At 47.9% G+C, this 24,102-nt stretch carries 17 protein-coding genes; 12 read left to right on the top strand and 5 right to left on the bottom strand.

Going from position 1 to position 24,102, the window contains the following annotated elements:
• The first annotated feature begins 56 nt into the window (after nt 1-56).
• The 5 genes from sdhB to MHI15_RS08945 all read left to right on the top strand — a co-directional run bounded on the left by sdhB (nt 57) and on the right by MHI15_RS08945 (nt 4,334).
• Nucleotides 57-821: a succinate dehydrogenase iron-sulfur subunit gene (sdhB, locus tag MHI15_RS08965; RefSeq protein ID WP_341164349.1), complete on the top strand. Its 765-nt coding sequence runs from the start codon at nt 57-59 to the stop codon at nt 819-821.
• A 211-nt stretch (nt 822-1,032) separates the two neighbouring features.
• Complete coding sequence (locus tag MHI15_RS08960) at nt 1,033-1,824, top strand: DUF3891 family protein (protein WP_076127959.1); 792 nt, start codon at nt 1,033-1,035, stop codon at nt 1,822-1,824.
• Nucleotides 1,825-1,881: 57 nt separating this feature from the next.
• Nucleotides 1,882-2,811, top strand: coding sequence for a metallophosphoesterase (locus MHI15_RS08955; RefSeq protein WP_341164348.1), 930 nt, complete (start codon nt 1,882-1,884; stop codon nt 2,809-2,811).
• A 38-nt stretch (nt 2,812-2,849) separates the two neighbouring features.
• Complete coding sequence (locus MHI15_RS08950; RefSeq protein ID WP_076184756.1) at nt 2,850-3,392, top strand: GNAT family N-acetyltransferase; 543 nt, start codon at nt 2,850-2,852, stop codon at nt 3,390-3,392.
• Between the two features lie 210 nt (nt 3,393-3,602).
• Nucleotides 3,603-4,334 (top strand): NADPH-dependent oxidoreductase, encoded by a 732-nt coding sequence (locus tag MHI15_RS08945; protein ID WP_254847707.1) that lies wholly within the window; start codon nt 3,603-3,605, stop codon nt 4,332-4,334.
• A gap of 143 nt (nt 4,335-4,477) precedes the next feature.
• Here MHI15_RS08945 and MHI15_RS08940 read toward each other — a convergent pair whose 3' ends face one another.
• Both MHI15_RS08940 and MHI15_RS08935 read right to left on the bottom strand, forming a co-directional pair.
• Nucleotides 4,478-5,287, bottom strand: a complete 810-nt coding sequence (locus MHI15_RS08940) for a histidinol-phosphatase (RefSeq protein ID WP_076193295.1) — start codon at nt 5,285-5,287, stop codon at nt 4,478-4,480.
• Nucleotides 5,288-5,358: 71 nt separating this feature from the next.
• Nucleotides 5,359-6,261 carry a LysR family transcriptional regulator gene (locus MHI15_RS08935; protein ID WP_038573173.1) on the bottom strand — a complete coding sequence of 301 codons (903 nt, stop codon included), beginning with the start codon at nt 6,259-6,261 and terminating at the stop codon, nt 5,359-5,361.
• 254 nt (nt 6,262-6,515) lie between these two features.
• On the opposite strand from MHI15_RS08935, the gene MHI15_RS08930 reads away from it, so the two are divergent.
• From MHI15_RS08930 to MHI15_RS08905, 6 genes are all read left to right on the top strand, one after another.
• On the top strand, nt 6,516-6,971 hold the full coding sequence (locus MHI15_RS08930) for a chemotaxis protein CheX (protein ID WP_036679793.1): 456 nt from the start codon (nt 6,516-6,518) through the stop codon (nt 6,969-6,971).
• A 28-nt stretch (nt 6,972-6,999) separates the two neighbouring features.
• Nucleotides 7,000-7,776, top strand: coding sequence for an SDR family NAD(P)-dependent oxidoreductase (locus MHI15_RS08925; protein WP_076127922.1), 777 nt, complete (start codon nt 7,000-7,002; stop codon nt 7,774-7,776).
• Nucleotides 7,777-7,873: 97 nt separating this feature from the next.
• Nucleotides 7,874-9,382 carry a DEAD/DEAH box helicase gene (locus MHI15_RS08920; RefSeq protein WP_076127920.1) on the top strand — a complete coding sequence of 503 codons (1,509 nt, stop codon included), beginning with the start codon at nt 7,874-7,876 and terminating at the stop codon, nt 9,380-9,382.
• Nucleotides 9,379-10,125 carry an ABC transporter ATP-binding protein gene (locus MHI15_RS08915; protein WP_036679788.1) on the top strand — a complete coding sequence of 249 codons (747 nt, stop codon included), beginning with the start codon at nt 9,379-9,381 and terminating at the stop codon, nt 10,123-10,125. Before MHI15_RS08920 ends, MHI15_RS08915 begins: the two co-directional genes overlap by 4 nt.
• Before the next feature lies 1 nt (nt 10,126).
• Nucleotides 10,127-11,347, top strand: a complete 1,221-nt coding sequence (locus MHI15_RS08910) for an ABC transporter permease (RefSeq protein ID WP_076141980.1) — start codon at nt 10,127-10,129, stop codon at nt 11,345-11,347.
• 144 nt (nt 11,348-11,491) lie between these two features.
• Nucleotides 11,492-19,453, top strand: a complete 7,962-nt coding sequence (locus tag MHI15_RS08905) for a glycoside hydrolase family 3 N-terminal domain-containing protein (RefSeq protein WP_341164347.1) — start codon at nt 11,492-11,494, stop codon at nt 19,451-19,453.
• A gap of 529 nt (nt 19,454-19,982) precedes the next feature.
• On the opposite strand, the gene MHI15_RS08900 is transcribed toward MHI15_RS08905, so the two are convergent.
• The 3 genes from MHI15_RS08900 to MHI15_RS08890 form a co-directional block, all read right to left on the bottom strand.
• Complete coding sequence (locus MHI15_RS08900) at nt 19,983-20,102, bottom strand: YjcZ family sporulation protein (protein ID WP_212592220.1); 120 nt, start codon at nt 20,100-20,102, stop codon at nt 19,983-19,985.
• Nucleotides 20,103-20,252: 150 nt separating this feature from the next.
• Nucleotides 20,253-21,554 carry an aminotransferase class I/II-fold pyridoxal phosphate-dependent enzyme gene (locus MHI15_RS08895; protein WP_036679816.1) on the bottom strand — a complete coding sequence of 434 codons (1,302 nt, stop codon included), beginning with the start codon at nt 21,552-21,554 and terminating at the stop codon, nt 20,253-20,255.
• A gap of 111 nt (nt 21,555-21,665) precedes the next feature.
• Nucleotides 21,666-22,283 (bottom strand): pyridoxamine 5'-phosphate oxidase family protein, encoded by a 618-nt coding sequence (locus MHI15_RS08890; protein WP_341164346.1) that lies wholly within the window; start codon nt 22,281-22,283, stop codon nt 21,666-21,668.
• 143 nt (nt 22,284-22,426) lie between these two features.
• Between MHI15_RS08890 and pdxR the strand changes: the two genes are divergently transcribed.
• Nucleotides 22,427-23,932 (top strand): MocR-like pyridoxine biosynthesis transcription factor PdxR, encoded by a 1,506-nt coding sequence (gene pdxR, locus MHI15_RS08885; RefSeq protein WP_341164345.1) that lies wholly within the window; start codon nt 22,427-22,429, stop codon nt 23,930-23,932.
• The last annotated feature ends 170 nt before the right edge of the window (nt 23,933-24,102 follow it).

Below are 24,102 nucleotides of genomic sequence, written 5' to 3'. Positions count from 1 at the left end.
AGCTTGCGAGGCAAGCTTCATGAAATAAAATCAGGCAATTTTAGGAGGGAACCATTATGGCGGAAACAGCTGCAGCTCCCAAAAACGTAAAGTTTATCATCACCCGCCAGGACGATCCACAAAGTTCATCGTATGTCGAGGAATTTGAACTTCCTTATCGTCCAGGTATGAATGTGATCAGTGCTTTGATGGAAATTCAGCGTAAACCTGTGAATGCCAAAGGTGACAGCACAGTTCCCGTATGCTGGGATTCCAACTGTTTAGAAGAAGTGTGCGGAGCTTGCTCCATGGTGATTAATGGCAAACCCCGCCAAGCCTGCGCTGCACTTATAGACAATCTGGAGCAGCCTGTACGAATTGAGCCTATGAAGACATTTCCGGTGGTGCGTGACTTAGTCATTGACCGTACCCGGATGTTCAATGCGCTAAAACGGGTAAAAGCATGGATTCCGATTGACGGTACGTACGATCTTGGACCGGGACCGCGGATGCCGGAGAAAAAACGGCAGTGGGCCTATGAATTATCCAAATGTATGACCTGTGGCGTATGTTTGGAGGCTTGCCCGAATGTCAACGAAAAGACGGATTTCATCGGACCGGCAGCCATTTCTCAAGTACGTCTGTTCAATGCTCATCCTACAGGTGAAATGAACGCTGACGAAAGATTGGATGCTCTGATGGAGGATGGCGGGATCGATGGCTGTGGTAACTCACAGAACTGTGTACGCGCTTGTCCAAAGGGAATACCTCTTACGACATCCATTGCAGAAATTAACAAGCAAACAACGAAGCATATGTTCAAACGTTGGTTAGGTGTGTAATTAATAGTACCGCCAAATGTTTATCTATTGAGCTATCCTCAAAGTGGATTCCATTCGCTGGGGGGTAGCTTTTTTTATGTTGTTATGACTCTCTTATCTGCTTGTGGCGGGAAAGTCTTGCAGGGCTGGAGCAGGTTCAGAACATTGACCAATTTATGCTATAATATCCATTGTTAACGTAATGTTAGCTGTGGAACAAGGAGGAATAATCGTGATTTGTCGGGAGCAAGATGGAGCAATTGTAATGGTTAAGCAGCATGATCACGGGAAACTTGCCGGAGAGCTGGCCATTGGGTTCAAAGAGCAGCATGTGCCAACTGAAGGACGCCGGGAAGAGGTACTGTGGGCAGTAGCACAGCATGATAGGGGCTGGATTGATCTGGATGAGACCCCTTTCTGGAATGATGCGGAGCAAGCACCCTACACCTTTATTGATTTTCCTGTAGTGCCTAAGTTGACCTTTTATAAGCGTGGATTAGATGAGATCGAGGAACACACACCGTACGGAGCGTTGCTGTGCAGCTTGCATTTTGAGCGGCTTATTAAGATTGCGGGACTCGATTATCCAGAGCTTACTTTATATCAAGAACATGAAGAGGAACGCAGAGCACGTATCCATCGGGAGCTTGAAGCTTCCAAGCCTATTGGGGAAGATGAGCTGTATTATGATGCCCGCCTTTTAGAATTCTGCGATGATCTGTCCTTGTATTTGGCCTTAAATGAGCCAGGGTGTCCGAAATCAGAGGAGCATCCATGGTGGCGTGAAGGGTTCTCAGGTACTGAAGATTTCAGTTTTACGTCAGGTCGTGTCATCACAGCGGAGTGGCAGGATAAGTCAACGTTAATGCTTGAACCGTTTCCTTTTGAAAAAACGCTGGAAGTAGCATTTATGCTGAGACGAGTTCAAAAATCAGAAATCGCAAAAAAAGGGATTGCACGCGCTTACAGCGAAACTCCGGAGAAAGAATGCCGGATTGTTCTAACTGCCCGAAATAATATATAAGTTATTATTTGGACCATCTGTTTTTCGGGGAAAAGGTAAAGAAAGGAGAATCTCCCTATGAAGATACAATCGTCTGGGGCTTCTCCCAATAAGAATGGCGATAAGATCCACAAGGACACCTCTAAGGGGCATTCTGGTGGCGAGTCTACAATTACCCGCCGGCAGTTCCTGACTCGGGGTGCGGCTGCTGTAATCGGCGCAGGATTGCTTACAAGCGGATATGCATGGCAGGGGGAGCCAAACTGGATTGAGGTCACTAAGCTGGACTTGCGCTTCAAGGAGCTTCCTTCCGCTTTTTCAGGGATGAAGCTTGTTCATTTCAGTGATACGCATCTCGGATTTAATAAGGATGCCAGGGATCTGGCCCGGCTCGCTAAACATATAAGTAAATCTGAACCGGATCTTATTTGCTTCACGGGTGACATTGTGGACAGCGATCCTGAGGATCTTGTTGAAGCCGTACCGGTGCTGGCAGCGTTAAGTGCGCCATTGGGTAAATTTGCGATATTAGGCAATCATGATTACAAGAATACCCAGCTGGTTACCGAGCTGCTGGAGTCTGCGGGCTTCCGGGTGCTAAGGAACAAATCCTACCTTCTAAAAAGAGGCGGGGCAGTCATGGCGGTTACGGGTCTGGATGATCTGTTACACGGTAAACCCGACCCAGCGAAAGCAATTACTGGTGTTCCTGAAGGAACCTTTAACGTCCTTTTGATGCATGAGCCGGATTATGCGGATACCGCACAGGCCTATTCATTTGATCTACAGCTTTCCGGGCACAGTCATGGCGGACAAATTCGCCTGCCCTTTATAGGTGCGCCATTTACACCTTATGGATCTCTTAAATACATAAATGGATTGTATTATACAGAAGACAAAGCCATGCCTGTGTATGTGAATAGAGGGTTTGGAGAGACATACATGCCTTTTCGGTTATTGTGTAGGCCAGAATTAACGGTTCTGACGCTGCATCGGTCCATGAGCTGATTAGGCTGGAATTTTAGCTGCACGGAAGGGGAGAGAAGATGAGCACCTATGGAGCAGTGTTGTTAGAGACACAACATGGTTTAGCGGTAGATCTGAGGCTGATCATGCCTGAGGATGTTTTAGCTTTGCGGCAGCTGCTCTCCCATCCAGATGTGCAGCGCCATATTCTAGTACGCTCCGGCCCTGGATCAGTATCTGCCCAGGTGGAGAAGCTGGTAAACCGGATGTTATTTGCCTTCGATCCTTGTGCGCTGCATGCCGGGATCTATTTAAAGGGGCAGCAGCGGTTGATCGGTATAGTGGCTTTGCAGAATTGGAACCGCCGTGAGGGCACAGCTACCTTAGGATATATGCTGGACCCGGCATGGTGGGGATGCGGGCTGGCGACGGAGGCCGTGGGTTTGTTTTTGAACTATAGTGTTCATACCCTTGGGATAACAAGGATCGAAGGACGCTGCACAGGAGATAATATTAGATCGGAACGTGTGATGCTCAAGAACGGTATGAAGCTGGAGCGGGTGATGCCCAAAGTCGGCTCCTTGGACGATGTAATGAAAGTATTCACATTGTTACACAAATGAAATAATGCCGTTATCAAACTCTAACAGTGTGCGGTTAAACTAAGTACATGACCCCCTTTTAAAAATATACTGCTTTGGGACCCGATGATTCGGGTCCATTTTTTTTGTTTGAAAAGAGTAGCGTAAGTGATTGGCAGTACCGAATCCGATCGTTTATGATTAACATACTATGGAGTGGAATGACCAAGGAGGCGTAACATTTTGAATGAAGTGGTACAAACATTAAAAAATCATCGTTCTTTCCGGCAATATTCAAACCAGCCTGTGGAGCCAGAGAAGCTACAAACAATGATTGAATCGGCTCAAGCCGCACCGTCATGGGTTCATGGACAGCAGGTATCGATAATCGCCATCAAAGATCCTGCGCGTAAGCAGCAGCTTTCAGTTTTGTGCGGAAATCAGAAACATGTAGCGGCAGCACCGGTTTTTTTGGTGTTTTGCATGGATTTTTATAGAGCTAAAGTAGCTAGTGAGCTGGAAGGCAAGTCTTTTGAAGCCGTAAAAGATGTGGATGCGCTTTTGGTTGGAGCTACAGATGTGGGAATCTCATTGTCTAACGCGATTGCAGCGGCGGAATCCATGGGACTGGGCATCATTCCTATTGGAGGTGTACGCCGCAACACAGCAGGTGTGATTGAACTGCTGAAGCTGCCGGAGTACGTATTCCCTGTCGTCGGTCTCTGCGTGGGATACCCAGCGGAGGAGGTTTCTCAGAAGCCGCGGCTGCCGCTGGAAGCTATATTTCATGAGGAGCAATACAATCCGGATGTACAAGGCCTCCTGGAGGCATATAATCAAACCCACCGTGAATACTTGCAGCAGCAGGGGATGACGGAGAGAGATTGGACCAGTACGATTGCTCATTTTTATGAGATCAACCCGGAATATGGAGATGCGAAACGTACGCTGAAACAACAAGGTTTTAGCTGTGATAATCTGTAAATAAACAAAAAAATGCACCAAGCTGAGATTGGTTTAACGGAGGGTGAACCCTGCCCCTAAACCAATAACGCTTGGTGCATTATTTAATTTCTCGCTTTAACGCTTACCGTCCTTATAGGGACGTTGAAGGCGTTTAGGCTTGATTACAGAGAAACTTTGACTTTTTGGCGCTGCTTGTAATAAACCCAGTGTGTAAAGCCTATTGCTTTGAGCTGTGCAGCTACCGCATCACGATCCTCAGCGACCCGGGACGGCTTATGTGCATCCGAACCGAAACTAACCTCTACGCCAAAATGTAGTGCCCGCTCCAGAATATCTTCAGAGGGATACCAGCCGCCGACCAGCTTAGTTCCGCCTGAGGTATTGATTTCGATGGCCACGTCACATTCACTAATTACACGCAGACAATCGTCAATCGGCTGAGGTGCAGGAATTTCGGAAAAAGCAGGATAATTCCCCTTCATCGCATCAATATGCCCGAGTATTTGGAACATACCACTGCGTGCGGAATCAGCAATCAACCGGTAATATTCAGACTTCACGCGGATCTTCTCATTTTTGCTAAGGTTTTTCCAGCGCCCTTTGTTAAAAATGCTGACTCCACCAACACTATGTACCGATCCAATCACATAATCAAAAGGGTAGGCGGATAATGTTTTGCGGTATATCTCAGCATGTTCGGGGAAGTAATCTGATTCGATGCCTAACAGGACGTCGATAACGCCTTCGTACTCTTTTTTGAGGGAGAGAACATCATCTACATAATTAGCAAATTCGGATTTAGCCATTGCGATTTTGGGAAAAGCCTGATCGGATGGATCTCCGAAATAGGGAGTATGATCGGAAATACCTATAACGCCCAATCCAGCGGCAATCCCAGCTTCGATATAATCTCTAATCGTTCCGTCAGCATGGCCACAGCGGAAATGATGGGTGTGTAAATCAAATTTCATCAAGAACATCTCCTTTAAACAAGGTTATGCAATCAGCTCAGAAGTAATCGGTTCCACTTTGTGGGTGGGATTTATTCAGACCCGATAAATTGGGTTTCTGGCATGCCTTTAAGATCGCTTAGGAACTGCCTCATAGCAGAGTTTACGTATTTTCCTGATTTCGTGATCACACCAACAGGATGCGTGACCTCCAACTCAATAATTGGCACAATTTTGAGAGTGCCGGCTCGAACCTCAGCGGTAACTGACTGCTTGGAAATAATGGCGGCGCCCAAATCGAGCTCGACCATCCGTTTCACTTCCTCGCTGCTGGTCAGCTCCATAATGACCTGAGGTTGAATGCCATGTTTGTTCAGAACCTCATCCGCAAATTTACGGCCCACTGTGTCTGGTGAGAGCAGAATCAGCGGGGTTTTGCTTAAGGCTTCTATCCCAGCGGTCTTCACTTGAGCGAGAGGGTGTCTGGGAGAGACCACCAGTTCGAAGGTATCATAATACAAAATGGAAGTAGACATGCCCGGGCTACGTCCAATTAAATAACCGATGCCGACATCAACAATGCCGTTTTCGACATGCTGATAAATTTGTGATGAGGACATAGAGGAAATTGATGTTTTGATATGGGGGAACTGGTCTTTAAAATAAGATAGAATACGCGGTAAAATTTGAATAGCGATTGAGGTAGTTGTGCCTAAAACTATATGACCTTGGGGATTTTCATCAAGATCTGCAAGCCGTTCCTTAAGTTCCTCGACAATCCTCACTATTTGTTCCGCATGCTCCAGAAAGACAGTCCCTCTATCCGTTAATGTAACAGGCTGGTTTCGGTCAACCAGCTGAGTCTTGAACTCTTCTTCAAGGCTCTTAATCTGTGCTGAAACCGCTGGTTGGGTCAGATTAAGCAGTTCTCCGGCCTTGCGAAAGCTCATCGTTTTGGAAATTGTTATTAGTGTCTCCAGCTGGCTGATGTTCATGGAATACCTCCTTTGGACCATCGAATTGGATGTGTAATTGCGTTAATATCTTACGTTCCACGTTGGCATTTGTTTAAATTATAGGAGATAATACCCGGCAGAGCAATGTTGCTGCGTAAACTATCTTGGGTTTGAATTCGACATATGCATTAATTTTTGCTGAATTGTGCCGATATATAAAGTATAATATATCCATATTGCTTGGGACTTTTGGTATATGACCAAAGCACGATAAAGGGGGAGACTAGACATTCATGAAAGCAGAAGTAATTAATCCGTTTCTAGAGTCTGCACGGACTGTTATAGAACAAGTAATTCAGGTCTCGCCTTCTACGGGGAGTTTAGGCATTAAAGAAATTGAACTGATCGATAATCATATATGGATTCAAGTAGGGATGACAGGCCAACTGAGCGGAAATATTATATTTGGTATTGCGGAGCAGGTAGCCTTGCGAATGGTATCGATTATGATGGGTGGCTTTGTGATCACCGAGATGGATGAGATGGGTCAAAGTGCAATTTCAGAGCTGAGCAATATGATCAGTGGGAATGCCAGTACCATTCTATATAATCAAGGTGTTTCGGTGGATATAAGTCCTCCTCAGATTATGAAGATGGAAAGCATGTCTTTTATGCCTCGTAAAGCGCTTAGTATTCCGTTGTTGATGGATGGGGTTGGAGAGATGGATATTCAGGTGATGATCTCTTAGGCAAGAGTTAGGAGCTGAAATACTTTTCATGGTACTCAAAGATAAGGTTGTTGTGATTACAGGAGCGTCCAGCGGCATTGGTGCATTAACGGCACAGATGCTTAGTAAAAAGGGGGCAATCCCTGTCCTGGTAGCACGTTCCGAAGCGAAGCTGAAAGAAACAGCGGCCGGTATCCCGGGCGTTTTTGGACTGTACACCTGTGACGTAACAGATGCTGAGGGTGTTCAGAAGACCTTCGCACAAATTTTGGAGGCATACGGCAGAATTGATATTTTGCTAAATAACGCAGGGTACGGCAAATTTGCTGCTTTTACAGAGATGGAGCCTCATGAATTTGACGATATGATGGATGTTAACTACATGGGGATTGTCCGGTGCACGAAGGCTGTTGTTCCACATATGCTGGAGCGGGGAAGCGGCCAGATTGTAAATGTGGCTTCCATGGCAGGGAAGATAGGCACAGCCAAGTCCGTAGCCTATACGGCTACCAAACATGCTGTACTCGGATTCACAAATGCGCTCCGTCAGGAGCTGCGGAAGAGTGGAATTATCGTCTCGGCTGTGAACCCGGGGCCGATCGCCACCGATTTTTTCAAAACGGCTGACCCCTCTGGCAATTATGAGAAGAGTGTAGCCCGGATGATGATGACCCCAGAGCACGTATCTTCTAAGATCGTTAAGGTTATGGAGACCGGCAAAGAAGAGCTCGATCTTCCGGGTCTGGCAGGGTTTGGCATACGGCTTTACGGGCTGTTTCCTCGCCTGGCGGACAAGCTTACTTATAATGCGATGAACAGAAAATAGACCCTGTTGTCAGCTTTATTGGCCTTCCATTTGGTGGAGAGGCCTTTTTGGCATATAATGAAGATATTATCTCAAGCGAAAAGGATGAATTACACTTATGAATAAAGCTTCTTTTGCGGCTATCGGCATTCAGGAAGACCTCATTGCCCGGTTGTCGGAATTCGGCATTAACGCTCCATCCCCGGTACAAGAGCAGACAATACCGCTTCTACTAGAGGGAAGAGATGTTATTGCAGCTTCCCAGACTGGAACGGGTAAGACGCTGGCCTATCTATTGCCGCTGCTTCAAGCGATTAATCCGGAGCAGAAGGTGGTCCAAAAGCTGGTGCTCGCCCCTACACAGGAGCTGGCGATGCAAATCTTACGCGAGGCGGAACGTTATGGTGAACAGCGCGGAATCCGAGTTATGGGTCTTATTGGCGGGGCCGCAATCAAACGCCAGATTGACAAGCTGCGTGAGCATCCACAGCTAGTTGTGGGAACACCTGGGCGGATCCGCGAGCTGATTGGACTTCGTAAATTGAAGATGCATGAAGTCAGTACTATTGTTCTGGATGAGGCGGACCAAATGTTCCAGCTTAGCGGAGCCGGCGAAGTCACAAAAATTGTTAGCAGTGCGCTGCGTTCACGCCAGCTTGTTATGCTGTCGGCAACGATCGGACCAGAGACGAAAGCGCTGGCTAATCGTGAAATGAAGAACCCGGCAGAGGTCGGGATTGCTCCAGGTGTAATGACTGCTGAAAGCTTGGAGCATCATTATGTTGTTGCTGAAGAGCGTAACAAAATGGACATGCTGCGCCGGGTGATTCGCCATTACAATCCCGATAAAGCGATTGTGTTCGTGAATGCTACAGATGATATTGCCGAGGTTGAGGCTAAGCTGAATCATCTTGGGCTTACTGCGGCAGCACTTTACGGAGATGCCGATAAGGTAACGCGCAGCAATGTATTAAAAGGTTTCCGGGAAGGCAAATTTCGTGTGCTTGTTGCCAGTGACGTAGCTGCCAGAGGACTGGATATTGAGAATCTTTCTTTGGTAGTTAGCTACGATCCGGCTTTTGATTCTGAACATTATGTACACCGTGCAGGCCGTACCGGACGGATGGGACGCCGCGGCTTATCTGTAACAATAGTTACAGAGCAACAGACCTTTATCATGCGGAAATTCGCCCGCGAATTGGATATTGCGCTTGAGGAGCGGGAGATGGTCGGTGGTAAGGTGCTTGCAGCAGATGAAGCACGCAGCGCTTTGCACAATGGACGGGGACGGAGTAATGAAGGCAGTGGGCAACGCCGTGATGGATCCGCTCCACGCAGCGGCAAGCCGCCTGTTAGCACATCTGGAGCCTCCAATGTTCAGTCGCCATCCGTTGGAGCAGGTACACCGCCTGCCAAAAGAATGGCTACGATTAACACAAGTGAAACAACAAGCGGAGAACAACAACGCGATTCACAGCGCAGCGCGAATCCTTCTGCGGGAGCACGCGGAGATGCGACTCCTGCACGGAGCAAACGCAGCAGCAATGCGGAACGTGAGAAGAACCGTAAAAATAAAGGAGCTCCAAAGTGGTTGAAAGACAAAACTCCGAGAGGTGACGGTCAATGAATAATGCTCCCGTATTGCAAATTACGGGTCTCAGTGGTGGGTACAGCCTGAATAAGCCAGTGCTGCATGATATTGCACTTCAGGTGCAGCCTGGCGAAATGGTTGGATTGATTGGTTTAAACGGAGCAGGAAAAAGTACGACGATGAAGCATATTCTAGGATTGATGTCGCCCCATAAGGGCGATATCACCGTACAGGGCAAGACGCGTGCTGAAGATCCCGTTGGATACAATAATGCGTTGTCTTTTGTACCGGAATCGCCGCTGCTGTATGACGAAATGACGGTTCGTGAGCATGTTGAATTTACTGCCAGAGCTTATGGGGTAGATCAAAAGGATTATGAATCCCGCACCTCGCATCTTGCCAAGCTGTTCCATATGGAGGATAAGATGGACACCCTGTCGACCCATCTATCCAAAGGGATGAAACAGAAGGTTATGATCATGTGCGCTTTCGTTGCACGACCTGCTTTATATGTCATCGACGAGCCCTTTTTAGGATTGGATCCGCTAGGGATCCGCTCCTTGCTTGATTTCATGATGGATCTGAAGAACTCTGGATCGTCGATTCTGTTAAGCTCTCATATTCTTTCCACAATAGAGAATTATTGCGACCGTTTTATTGTATTGCATAAAGGTAAGGTGATTGCACAGGGCACGTTGGCGGAAATAGCGGCAACTGCCGGGCATCAGGGGCTGACTTTGGAGCAGCTGTTCTACGAGCTGGTTCAGGGAGGGAAATAATATGGATTTGAAAGAGCTGCGGCGCACGCGGCGCGGTAGATTCATGGGAAGTATGCTTCCTTATGTGGGATATATCATTCAAAGCGGCGTAGCCATGGTCTTCCTGTTCGTGTTGATTGTCTTCTCTGCTTGGTATACATCGCTGCTACAAAATGTACCTGAAGGCATTCCCATTCGCTGGATTATGTTAGCATTACTGTTGCCTGCGACAGTGCATAGCGGCTTCCGAACCTATTTGCAGACCCCGGATACGATCTTTCTGCTGCCTCAGGGTCACCGCATGAAGGAATATTTTGCACCATCCTGGGTCAGTGGAAACGTGTGGAAGATCATTCGCTTGTTATTTGTACTGATCACCCTTTGGCCGTTGTACATACGTACAGATGATTCTCCCAAGCGACTTTTATTTACAGTGTTGATCCTGATTGCTGTGAAGCTGATCGCGAGTTATGGATTATGGAAAGAGATAGCTATGCTGTCACGTCCGATGGCAGGTGTGTATGCTTTCTTGCGCTGGGCAGTTGGAGGTTTGATTATTGCCGCTTGGTTGTGGCAGCCTGCCGGCCCGAGCCTGATATTTATGGTGTTATTGGCAGCAGCCTATCTTGCTGCACTGTCTGTGCCCGGACGTCACGCTGTGCCATGGGAAAGACTGATCGCCATGGAAAACAATCAAGGTGCACGTGCGCTGATGGTTCTGGGCTGGTTCGTGGATGTGCCGGGCCGTGAGCAACGGGTGTATTCCCGCCGTTATCTTTCCAAATGGGGCGCTAAGCTGCCTTGGCGCAAGGATACTGCTTATCGGTATCTGCTGACCAAAAGCTTTGCCCGGGGCGATATCTTTGGAATCATTATGCGGATATCGGTGCTGGCTCTGCTGCTGAATTGGTGGAACCGTGATAGTTACTTTGGCACCGGAATTTATTTGTTCTTCCTGTTTATCATTGGTGTTCAATTGTCGGCACTCCGCAAATTGCATAGCGAGTCTTTTTGGCTGACAGTGTATCCTTTTCCTGAAGGCAGTAAGGCGGACAACACAACACAATTTGTATTCCGTGCGCATCTGGTTGTGGCATTGGTTCTTGGATTACCTTTCTTAGCTTCCATAGGTGACCGTCTGATGCCAGTGATCTTTACCTTAGCGGCAGGTATTGTGGTAGTCTTTCTGTTTAAAGGATACTTGTCCCGCAAAGCGGCACGATTGGATGACGACGATCTGTAAGGCAATTTCATATTCACAATAAAAAGGCTGTCTCACAGTAGAGAAATTCTACGAATGAGAGAGCCTTTTTTTGCTGGAAGCATAATTTGAGCGGGCAAGTCCTTAAATTTGCAAAAACGGAACAGAGTATTTAAAAAATGCTGTATGTCTTTTACCAGATGGCTCCAGCATAATAAGCCTGTATCTTACATCATGTATACGCTTCCATTTATAGGCGTAGTCATCCGTACCAACAAAACAGTATTGGGGGAGGATTCAGGCGTGAAAAGAAGATTATCAATATTCATGGTGGCGCTTTTACTATCATCCTTATTCTTGAATGTGCTTGAGGCGGGTATACCTCGGGCCGCAGCGGATGCCTCAGGAGTTCCAGTGTACTATGATCCCACAAAAAGTGTGGAGGAGCGCACTGCGGATCTATTATCCCGAATGACGCTGGAAGAGAAGATTGGGCAGATGGTTCAAGCAGAAAGAGCTGCCGTCACACCTGAGGAGGTACAGAAATATGCTCTTGGCTCTGTACTCAGCGGGGGAGGCTCATTCCCTAACGGAAAAGAAAGTGACAGCACTCGCGATAACTGGAGAAGTTTGATTGATAGCTATCAGGATGGTGCATTGTCTACCAGATTAGGCATTCCGCTGCTCTATGGGGTGGATGCGGTGCATGGACATAACAATGTCAAAGGCGCGACGCTTTTTCCGCATAATATTGGCCTAGGGGCTGCTAATGATCCCGCATTGACTGAGCTTATTGGTGCAGCTGCTGCTAAGGAAGTAGCCGCAACAGGAGCGAACTGGACGTTTGCCCCAACGATAGCCTCCCCTCATAATGCAAGATGGGGTAGAACCTATGAAGGTTTTAGTGATAATCAGGATATTTCAGCAGAACTAGGTGCGGCTTATGTGTTTGGTCTGCAAGGACGGACTGCTGCTGCATTGGCAGGGACAGATACAATCACGGCAACTGCAAAACATTATCTAGGTGAAGGTTATACGGATAATGGTGTAAATCAAGGCAACATCACTAAATATACCGAGCAAGAGATCATGGATAAGGATTTGAAAATTTATAAAGCAGCTGTAGACGCAGGGGTGCAGACGGTTATGGCCTCCTATCACAGCATCCAAGGTCTTAAAATGCATGCCCATAAACATTTGCTGACCGATGTTTTGAAGGGTGACAAGAAAAATGGCGGACTTGGCTTTACCGGTTTCGTTATCTCGGATTATAACGCTGTGCAGCAAATCACAGTGGATAGCGAGGGCAAAGCTGTTAGCGGGTTGAAGAACCAGCTGAATGTGTCCGTAAACGCCGGAGTCGATATGTTCATGATGCCGACCGTTTGGAAGGATACGATTAAGTACATCACAGAACTTGTAGGCGAAGGTAAAATCTCTACTGAGCGCATAGATGATGCGGCAGAACGTATCCTGCAGGTCAAAATCGCTTCAGGATTGTTCGAGCATCCCAAAAGCGAACCGGAGCTGTTGAGTGCTTTTGGCTCAGCAGAAAGCCGCAAATTAGCCCGCCAAGCTGTGGCGGAGTCGCTTGTTCTTTTGAAGAACGATGAGGTAAATGGAAGTCCAATTCTATCGCAATTAAGCGGGATGGATAAAATATTCGTAGCGGGTAAAAACGCTAATAATATCGGTAACCAAGCCGGTGGTTGGTCGATCACTTGGCAAGGGAAGTCGGGCAATATAACTGAAGGCACGACGATCCTCGAAGGGATAAAGGAGGCTGTTCCTGCTTCTACAACGGTCACATATAACCTTAATGGGCGTGGGGCTGCGGGTTATGATGCGGCGATCGCTGTTATCGGTGAGACACCTTACGCCGAGACCGATGGCGACCGGACCAGCTTGAATCTGGATGAGCAGGATCTGGCGACACTTGCGAATATACGTGCTGCTGATCCTAATATTCCGCTTATCGTTGTACTGGTGTCTGGACGTCCAATGACGATAGCCAGCCAATTGGAAGATTGGGATGGGCTTGTGGCAGCCTGGCTACCAGGCACAGAGGGTGCTGGAGTAGCTGATGTGTTATTTGGTACTAAGGATTTTGTAGGCAAAAATCCGATTCGTTGGCCATTCACTTTGAACAATTATCCGGCAGACAATAACAGTACAAATGTGTTATTCAAAACGGGATATGGCTTGACCAAAAATGAGAAAACACCAAAGCTTCCAACCGCTCCTGTCGATCCGGAAGCTCCAGAGATTCCTTCTCTGCCGATTCCCGGCAAAATTGAAGCAGAGGATTTTTTGAACAAAAGCGCAGGACTGCAGACTGAAAATACGCAGGATATAGGTGGCGGTCTCAATGTCGGCTATACCTCGGCTGGCCAGTGGCTCGAATATAACGTGAATGTGGCGCAAGCAGGTACGTATCAAGCCGATTTCCGCTATTCCGTTAATAGTGGCACTACAGGCGTCAACATCAAATCAGCAGAGGGAACTAAGCTAGGAACATTAAGCGTGACCTCAACAGGTGGCTGGCAGAATTGGCAGACGAAAGCTGTAGAAAATGTTGTGTTTAAGAAGGCAGGGTTGCAAAAGATCCGTCTGGAATTTACCGGTGGGGATATCAACCTGAACTGGGTAAGCTTCACTCGAACAGGTGATGTGCCTGTAGATCCATCGAATCCCGGAGATGGCGGGGAAAGCACTAAACATGTTATTAAGTCAGATGTAGTTAGCTCTTGGGTATCGAGTGAGCGAGATCCTTCCGATCGGAAGTGGTATTATGCTGACCGTTATCAAGAGGGTGATTTGAAGCTGGAAGAGCAGGCGAAGCTGGATATTGTGGTTCCCGACGTGAAGGCAGGTACAGAGATCCATATTGATCCTGACCGGAAATATCAATCTATTCTAGGGATCGGTACCTCTATGGAGGAATCGACGGTTAATAATCTGGCGAAGATGTCTGCGGCGAAGCAGGAGGAATTGCTGCGGAAAATGATTGATCCTGTATCGGGGATCGGAATGAGTATGCTCAGGTTGACGATTGGGACGGCTGACTTTACAGATAAACAATTTTATACCTACGATGATATGCCTCCAGGACAAACTGACATTAATTTGGAGAATTTCTCCATCCAAAAGGACATTGACTACCATATCATCAGCACGGTTAAAAAAATTCAAAACATCAATCCGGATATTAAGTTTTTCGCCTCACCTTGGAGCCCGCCCGGTTGGATGAAGACTACAGACAGTATGATCAAAGGCCAAGTGAAGGATGAATATCTGCCTGTACTGGCCAAATATTATCTTAAATTCGTACAGGAGTACGAGAAGCTGGGAATTACCTTTGAAGGTCTGACCTTGCAGAATGAACCTTTGCTGGAAATTGAATATCCAAGCACCAAAATGCCGTGGGAGCAAGAAGCCCAGCTGGCTAAACTGCTGCGGAAGGAATTAGATGAACATGGTTTCAAAGACGTGAAGCTGTGGACATTTGATCATAATCCTGGTGACACGATGGCCTATCCAGCACAAATCCTAGGCAATCCTGAATTAGGTGCCTACGATGCGGTGGACGGAACTGCTTTTCATGATTATGGCGGTGACCTTGGTCTGATGACCCAACTCCATAATCTCTATCCTGACAAAAATGTATATTTGACCGAACGCGCAGTCTGGGGTACCTCAGGCGCAGACCGCATTGCTCAATATTTCCGTAATTGGGCCCGCAGCTATAACTCCTGGGTAGCGATGCTGGACAGTGATATTGCCTCCCATCAGTGGACCGGAACGCCAGACCCAACCCCGATTGTGCAGGATTCGGGAGACCGTAACCATTACTGGCTGCTGCCAGAATATTATCTGATGGGCCAATATACAAAATTCGTTAAACCGGGGTACGTGCGGATTGATAGTGACTACGGCTTAAGCAGTACTGTAACGAACGTAGCTTTTGCTAGTCCAGATGGAAAAGAGATTGTGACGGTAGTAATCAACCAGACGTCGGATCCACAGCCGTTTAAATTGCTAGTGGACGGTGCGCAAATTAGTGCTGTGCTGCCGGCGAAATCAGTGGGCACTTATAGCTGGGAACGTCTGAATGGTATACAGGCGGTGCCGGGTGTAGTGAATGCTGTTGATTTTGAAGAAGCGCAAGGGGTTTACACTGTGAATGAGCAGGGTTATATTGGCGGGTTCTCGCCAGACGCATCGTCCACCTTCGACTATGTGATTGATGTTAAAGAGAGCGGTGAATATTCACTTCAATTTAAGCATGCCGCTCAATTCAGCGATGGCGCCGGAAAATCGGTGGAGATTAGTGAAGATGGTAAGGTCATTGCTACGCTTCCAATTGTGCAGCAGACGGAGAGTCTGACCGATTTTGCAGATTATCAATCCGTGATCTCTCTGAACAAGGGCATTCACAAGCTCACCTTGAAGACGAACGGGAACGGTTATAATATCCGTTCATTAGCTTTACGCCAAGCGCCTTCCGGATCACATGAGCTTCCTGCTGTGCTTCAAGGGCAAGACTACACGACAGCTTCAGGTGTATTAGTAACGGGTGGTGCAGTGGGTTATACTGACCCCGGCGATTGGGTGAAGTACAAGATTAATGTACCTGCCAGCGGTACCTACCCACTCCTGATCTCCTATGCTACTAATCAGGATGATGCAGAGCTGGAACTGCTGACGGGAGAGGATGGAGTAACGGTAACGGCAGCTACTTATGCTTTGACGAAGACGGGGGGATGGTCCAATTGGCAAATAGCTAATGGAACGGTAACCTTGCCTGCCGGGGAGCAGACGCTGACCATGAAAGTAAATGGAGCAGGATTTCATCTGCAGTCGCTTACGATCGGCCCCGCGCTTCAATCGGAGACTGCTCTGGTAGAAGGAAATGAGGAGGGTGCAGAAGTTATCGTCAAGCTAGTAAATGACAAATATGCACCTGAACTGGACACCGCTTATTGGTCTATTGAAGGTTACGAAGGTACAGTTGTCGATAGCGTATACCGGGTGGATGATTATACAGCGAAGGTCGTATTAGCGGGTACGCGAATTATTGATTTCGACACGGATCGTATTCTTACGGTTACCGCTGATGTGTATCAGACAGAATCAAATCAGTCTTTTGGCAGCGTACGTGTTCTGAAATTGCCTCTTATAGTTACAGCAATCAACGACGAAGAGAGCATCAGTCTTTCTCCGAGTACTCTGCCTTATCAAGTGAACGGGAATGAATTGGTAGTCAGCCTTTCAGGAGGGACATTTAATCCTGATGCCATTCAGAGCATTTCTGTCTCGGGCCCAGGTAAGGATCAGGGGCATGTAAGTATTGGGGCAGCTGCCTTACTTGACCCTACCCATGTGAAGCTGACGCTGGCATGGAATGATCATACCCCGTATTATAGTGATTTGCAGCTTACCGTAAATGTGCCAGCAAATGCTTATGCCGATTCAAGTGGTGGCGGCGTGCTGCGTGCGGAGGTTAAGCTCTTAGGAACAACTAGTGCTACAGCACCTATAGAAGTCACAAGCTTGAACGCACTGGATCAATTCTACCAGCTGCAAGGGATCACAGTCAGCGGTCAAGGCAGCGGAGCGAAGCTGACCGGCATTGATGCTGGAGACAGCATCGATTACTGGGTAAATGTGCCGCAGGATGGAAACTATGCTTTTACGCTTACCGCGACTTCCGCGAATGGTGCTCCTAAGGGCATTATTTATAAAACGGAGGATGGGAAGACATTAAGAACCGTTGATGTGCCGAATCTTTACTCGCAAACCGTTGGCATACGCACCGTTCTTCAATTGAAGGCGGGTGAACAGAAGCTGCGCCTGCAAGCTGGATCAGCAGGATACGAGCTCAGTGGTATTCAAATAGAACCTTATACTGAAGAAATCATGGATGGCGCTGGTTCTTTAAAGGTGGAAGCCGAGAATTATTACGATGCTACACCCAATGGAATTCAGAGTACCATGACTGGCGGTGTGCTGGACTTTAGAAATGTAGGGTTTACCGTTGCAGGGGGTTCCATGGATTATGTCCTTGATATTACTGAAGCCGGATTTTATAAAATCGTATATCGGTATGCTACAGCACAAGGCGGGGTAAGCACTACGTTATCTGTAAAGGGTACAAAACTCTCAACAGTGCCTATGCCTACTACAGGTGGATGGTCGAATTACACGCTGGCGAGTGGTGTCGTACAACTTGCGCAAGGAAAACAGGTAGTACGGATGAGCTTCAATAATGACGGTGCCAATCTAGATTGGTTTACGCTGGAACGGACGGAAGAAGGAGAGCAGCCGATTCATTCAAAGGTTTCCTTACCCGTTTCTTCTTTGAAGCCGGGAGCTTACAGCGGATTACAAACGATCAGCCTTACTACAGCGACATCAGGAGCAGAGATTCATTACACAACCGATGGGTCATTGCCTACAGCAGACAGTCCACTTTTTACCGGAACTATTGACGCAGCAGGAGTCACAGTTCTTCGTACGATAGCGGTAAAAGAGGGCATGGAGAACAGTTTTGTAGCTCCATTCACGTATGTGATCAGCGGAGTGGTTGATATGAAAACGGTGTCTGCACCGCAGGCTGATCCTGCCGGGGGAACTTATACAGGGCAGGTTGCCGTGAAGTTAACTACAGCTACAGCTGGAGCGTCTATTCACTACACGTTGGATGGCACTGTACCTACAGCAGCCAGCGAACTGTATAGTGGAGTGATTTATGTAGGCAAGAGCAAGACGATTAAGGCGATTGCTATAAAAGAGGGCTGGAAGCCAAGTGATATTTCCAGTTTTGAATATATTGTTTCTGCGGATAAACCTGATCCAACACCAACACCAACAGCAACGCCTGAACCAACCCCAAGTCCAACCACTGAACCGACTTCTCAGCCAACGACAGCACCAACTTCCGGAAGCGGGGGTACCATAGGGGGTGGCAACAGCGGAACAACAGGGGGGAATTCAAGCGGAAATGCAGGCAGTGTAACCGGCAGCAAGATCCTTACAGCAACACCTGTGCTGAACAGTAATACCGGTGCGGCGAGAGCAAGTGTAGACCTGGAGAGCTTGAAAAAGGCTGCTACAGCAGGCTTAAGTGGAGCAACTTCAGCCGTTACTGTTGATATACCGGCAGTAGCTAAAGCTAAGGGTTATGAGCTGCAATTGCCAAACGGTATAATCTTTGCAGATGATAAGACTTCATTGGTCGTTCATACTGAATTTGGTGTGCTGGAGCTGCCAGGTAGTCTGCTGAAACAAGCGGCAAAAGAGGCAGGAACCCCTTGGGTAATTACGATAACCAAGGTGGATTCAGATTCTCGTCCAGAATTTAAACTGAGCGTAACTATCAATGGCCAGGAAGCCGTATGGAACAGTCCTGACATGCGGGTTAAGGTGTCCCTACCGTATATTCCACGATCAGAAGAACGTGGTAAAGAAGGACATATAACGATTCATAGTCTGAATCCGTTGGGGATTCCAACGGTTGTTCCAAGTGGCAGATATATCGCTGCTACAGGGATGGTTTCCTTTACAGGAATTCTCTCTGGTACGTACAGTATCACCTTTACGGAGAAGACATTCCGGGATATCGGTAAATTTGAGTGGGCCCGCAATGCGATTGAGGTGCTTGGCTCCAAAGGCATCATCAACGGAATGACAGAGGATCAATTTGTGCCTCAAGCGGAAGTGAAGCGGGGAGATTTTGTGCTCCTGCTTATAAAAGCGCTTGGCTTGGAAGGCGTTAGTGCAGAAAGCTTCACAGATGTGCAGCCTGGCGATTACAGATATGAAGCGTTGGCTATAGCGAAGCAGTTGGGGATCGCCACTGGTCGTCCAGATGGAAGCTTTGATCCTAACGCTTCTGTTACGCGGCAGGAAATGATGACATTGGCTGCAAAAGCGATTGCAGCAGCCGGCAGACAGCTTCCAGCCGGCAACGGAGCTTCAATGACCCGTTTCACGGATAGCCAGCAAGTATCAGCGTTTGCACGTGACAGTGTGGCAGCACTAATACGTGCTGGCCTGATCAAGGGAGACGGCTTGCGGATTCATCCACAAGGTGTTACCACCCGTGCAGAGGCAGCGGTTTTGATCTACAACTTGTACAATCTGTAATACATCAGTTGTAAAGATACTTTAAGCTTTTGGGCTGTCGCAGCCGTAGATTTTCTACGTTTGCGACAGCCTTTTTTAGGTGTGGTTGTTGGATCTACATTAAGCCCGCACCTCCGCCGCCGATCATAATTATCCCCTGAGGCTTACGGACCCAGTTGACGTTATTTGCAAATCTACAACCTTTATCGGGGAAGTTCGGACACCAGTGGCGTTATTCCCTATGAAGAGGTTCATATTTGGGGTTTGGCATGCCAATAACGGCTTTGGGGTCCGTAAGTGAGTAAAATATGGGATTATACTGCCTTTAGGGTCTGCGGTGTCCGATAGCTGCTTTTGTGCGGGCAAATGTGATCTGAGGTAACAAAGGTTGGTGCGGTTGGTGCTAAGAACAAGGTGGAATTTTTAAAAAAAGACGCAGACGTCACAGCAGCCATTATCATGACCTACTGGACACCCACGTCTATTGTGAAAAAAAGGGATTGAAAATAGGAAAGAGCTTAGAGCTCTCTCCCGAGACTGTCATTAATGGTTAGACAAAAAGTGAACGGCTGATGATAACCAGCAAGATAAAGAGAACCAGGATGGCGCCAGTGCTAGTGAATGGGCCACCTCCACAACATCCATATCCGCCTCTAACTTCTTCGCTCATGTTCATTCCCCTTTCGGTGTGTGTGTTGTACTTGAGTACATCGTATTGTATGTGCGGAGAGTGGGGCGTGTATAGGCCAATGTCGGATTCGTGTACAAAAAAAATCAGCTCCGTGAAAACGGAGCTGATTGTAAGCTATATAAAGTTCAGTTAGGCTTTTTCTAAATCGCGAACACCTGCGTATACAAGATCGAAAAGATCTTCGAGCTGTTCCTCTTCGATACATGAGAAAGCAATACGTAGGTCAGTTTCACCCAAAGCAATAGTGCCTAGTCCGTAATTATGAATCAGGTGAAGCCGGAGATCTTCAGCCGCAACTGTGTGCAGCTTCAGACACATAAAGTAACCGGAGTTAAAAGGATAATACGTCCACACATCCTCGCCGTATTTGCCGCTATCCAGCAGTGCTTTTACTTTATTCGCACGGCCTTTCATGATCTGGAACTTCTCTTCCTTCTGTGCTTCGAATTCCGGAGATTTCAAGGCGTCTAGTACGAAGGTCTGCGAAGGATGCGCACCGCTGGAAATGGTGGCACGGATGATGCCTAGTGTTTTTTGCTCCAATGCTGCCAGCAGGTCTTTGTCCTCCGAGGCATAAGTGATGAAACCCACACGGAAGCCCCAGACAAATTCTTCTTTGGTCGCACCGTCAATCTTGATTGGAAGCACACGAGGATGCAGATGAGCCAGTTTGCCAAACAGCGATTCTTTAAGTGAATCCTCAAAGAATAACCCGAAGTATGCATCATCACTTACAACAACAACGTTGATGCCTTCCTCAGCCGCACGAAGGATAGCTGCAACGATCTCATCGCCTTCCTTAATCCCTGGAGTATATCCGGTAGGATTGTTAGGGAAGTTCAGCAGCACAATCGCTTTGCCGCGTTCTTTTTGAGCAAGCAGCGCGTCTTCCAGACCTGCACTGTTAAACGTCATTTCTTCTGTGAACAGCGGATAGTTAACGGTCTCCCCATGGCGGCGGATTCCGAAGGTTAATTCGTAGTTCTCCCAGTTCTTGTCCGGGTAGATAATCGCGTCACCTGGCTCTGCGAAGAGGTCAGCGACAATACTAAGCCCGTGAGTCAGGGCATTGGTTACAACGGGATTGCTGATGGTTTTACCTTCTAGCGATGGATTTTCGCGCAGCATCTTTTCACGCCATACAGTACGCAGCTCTGGTTTACCTGCCGGAGGGGCGTAACTATAAAGATCCTTAGGACTGTAAGCGGAGAGTTTATCCTGAATGACGCCGAGGTGCATAGGTACGCCACCTTCAGTAGCAATACCGATGGTTGCGTTGTATTTCTTGGCGTGAGCTCCTGCTTCAGCGGATTGGCTAAGGATGCCCTCTTTTGGGAAGTAAATCTCTTTGCCAAGCGTAGAGAGCATATCATACACATGTTCATTTCCTGCTTTGATACTTTCGTTTAATTGTCCAGCTAGTGGATTCATCAGTTTCATCCTTCCAGGGTTCTTTGGGGATAACATACTGTTAACATTGCCTAACATTATATCACCGCCAATTGCAACCGTCACTTGGAAAGATACGATTTTTAAAAAATATCATTCAGCGTGGAAAGGGCAGTATTTTTTCATCATTTCTATCGTTTCTTCATCACGCGGATTATTTCTTTCAGACAGGCCGGAAATGATGCCGGAGCGCTCTTCTTCTTTTAGGTTTTGCCCAAACTTAAACTTCGCAGTGATCTCCTCGGGGGTAATGCGCACAACGGCAACTCCCTTTAGACGGGGACGATATTTAGGGTCCTCTGCATCGATGGAATCATAACCCCCCTCGGGCTGGAGCTTTTTCATAAATAAGGAGAGTACACTGGCTTTTTCACTAATGTCTTCAACAGGTTCGGCTGTGCCGTAGGCGGTCACACTTTTAAAATAGGCGGTTGCTGGGCAGGCCAGCTCGGGATCGCTAAAATAAGACGGGATAAGGGCATACTCATCCGCTACCGTAAAGCAGACCTTCTGCTGATTGCGGATCGACTTCATTTTGCCACCAGCATGACTGCCATGGAAATAGAAACAACCATCTGTATATACAAAATTCAACGGTGTCACCCGCGGTTGCCCCTGCTCATCGCTTGTTCCGAGAAAACCAAAACTCATTCCGTTTAGAAAAGAGACCAATTCTTCCTCCTGATCTACTTTAAATTCTTTTCTGCGCATAGGGATCACGTCCTCTTTCTTTTTAGTCTAGAGCGTCTGCTCCAATGTAAATGTTCTTTAAAGAATAGTAGAGTGGTTGACAATTAAAAAGGACCAATTAAGATAGTTTTTAATGGACCACTTGCTGGTCAAGGAGGATAACGATGAATATCACGCTGGCATACGATCAATATCTGGCGATACACCGCTACAAATATTTAGCGTTATATCACGCGCTCCGCGCAGGAATATTGGAAGGAACACTTCCGGGAGGCACTCCGCTGCCGTCTACACGAAGTCTTGCTAAGCACTATGAGCTGTCGCGCGGATCGGTCTCGCAGGTGTATGAAATGTTGCTCGCTGATGGTTATGTAAGGACTGAAACGGGGCGGGGGACATTCGTATCGGAAGATAGCTTTGCTTCAGCTGCCAGTCGCAGTGACGGTGAGAACCGGGCTTTGGGTGAAGACGCAGATGCTGCTGGAGGAGATTGTGCAAGCGAGACTACGATTCCAATCTCGGCATGGGGAAAGCGGCTGCTTGCGCGCCCGATACCCTTCTATGGAAAGAGTAACAAGAAAGTAGTGAGCTTCCAGAGTAGTGGTATGCGGATGGAACATTTTCCTTACTCCGAATGGCGTAGTGCGCTCTCTTATGCCGGAGGGAAGGAAGGTGGATTGCTGCAAAGCACTTGTCCACCTCAAGGCGATGAAGGACTTCGGAAAGCTATCGCTGCACATCTGCGGATTACCCGCGGGATTCGCGCGGATGCAGAGCATATCGTATTGTTCAGCGGCTCGATGCAAGGCATCGTTATTTTGACGCAGCTGCTGCTGGATGCAGAAGGCTCAGCGGTCGTTGAGAACCCGGGCTTTCACGGGATTCGCCGAGCCGTAGAGATCACCGGAGGCCGATTGCTGGCAGGGGAGCTGGATGGCAACGGTCTTATTCCGGAGGATTGGGATGCCCGGCTGTTGTTTGTTACGCCGAGCCGTCAATTTCCTACGGGTGTGGTACTGCCTTTGGAACGACGCCGAACCTTGTTGGAATGGGCGCAGCGGCATCATGCAGTAATCATTGAAGATGATTATGACAGTGAGTTCCGTTGGGCTGGGCGTCCTATCGAGCCCTTAAAAGCACTGGATCGTGAAGAGCGGGTCGTATATGTGGGCTCCTTTTCAAACACGATGTTTTCAGGCCTGCGGCTCGGCTTTGCAGTGCTTCCGCCCCCTTTAGTAAAGCCGACTATCGCCGCCAAGGCACTATATGAGCCCTTGCCGGTAGGGCTGCTGGAGCAGCGAGCCTTGGCGCGGTTCATGAATACAGGCGGCTATGGCCGTCATCTGCGCCGGATGACACGCATCTATGGTGAACGCGGACGCATCCTCAGGACGCTGCTGTCGGAACGGCTTAAGGAGCTCTTCGAGCTGCTGCCTGGTGATGCGGGCTTGCATGTATATGCCCGCTGGCTGCGCAGCAGCGAAGAGTTTGTAGCTTTCCGAGCGGCAGCGCTTAGGCGCGGCACGGATTTTAGAGATGCCGCGTTATATCAGCTATCACCGGGAGCGCCGGCCGCTTGTTTTTCTTTTGCCCATCTGAATGCCGTGGAGCTGGAGGAAGGGATAACAAGCCTGCATCTGGCGTGGGAAGATGTACAAAATGCAACATGACAAGGTATGATAAAGAAGATGAAATGCAAAACTAACCGAATGCTTAAGAATTTTGACGAAGAAACTCGGAGTAGATTAAGCTAAACAAAACTATATAAACACTGCGAAGTCAGAAAGAGCAGATTTGCTAACAAAACAAAGCGGATGCTTACGAGGCAAGTTTTGCTAAC

Origin of the sequence: Paenibacillus sp. FSL H7-0918, assembly GCF_038007025.1 — a bacterium.
GTDB lineage: Bacteria > Bacillota > Bacilli > Paenibacillales > Paenibacillaceae > Paenibacillus_AQ > Paenibacillus_AQ odorifer.
This window is presented reverse-complemented; position numbering and strand designations above follow the sequence as displayed.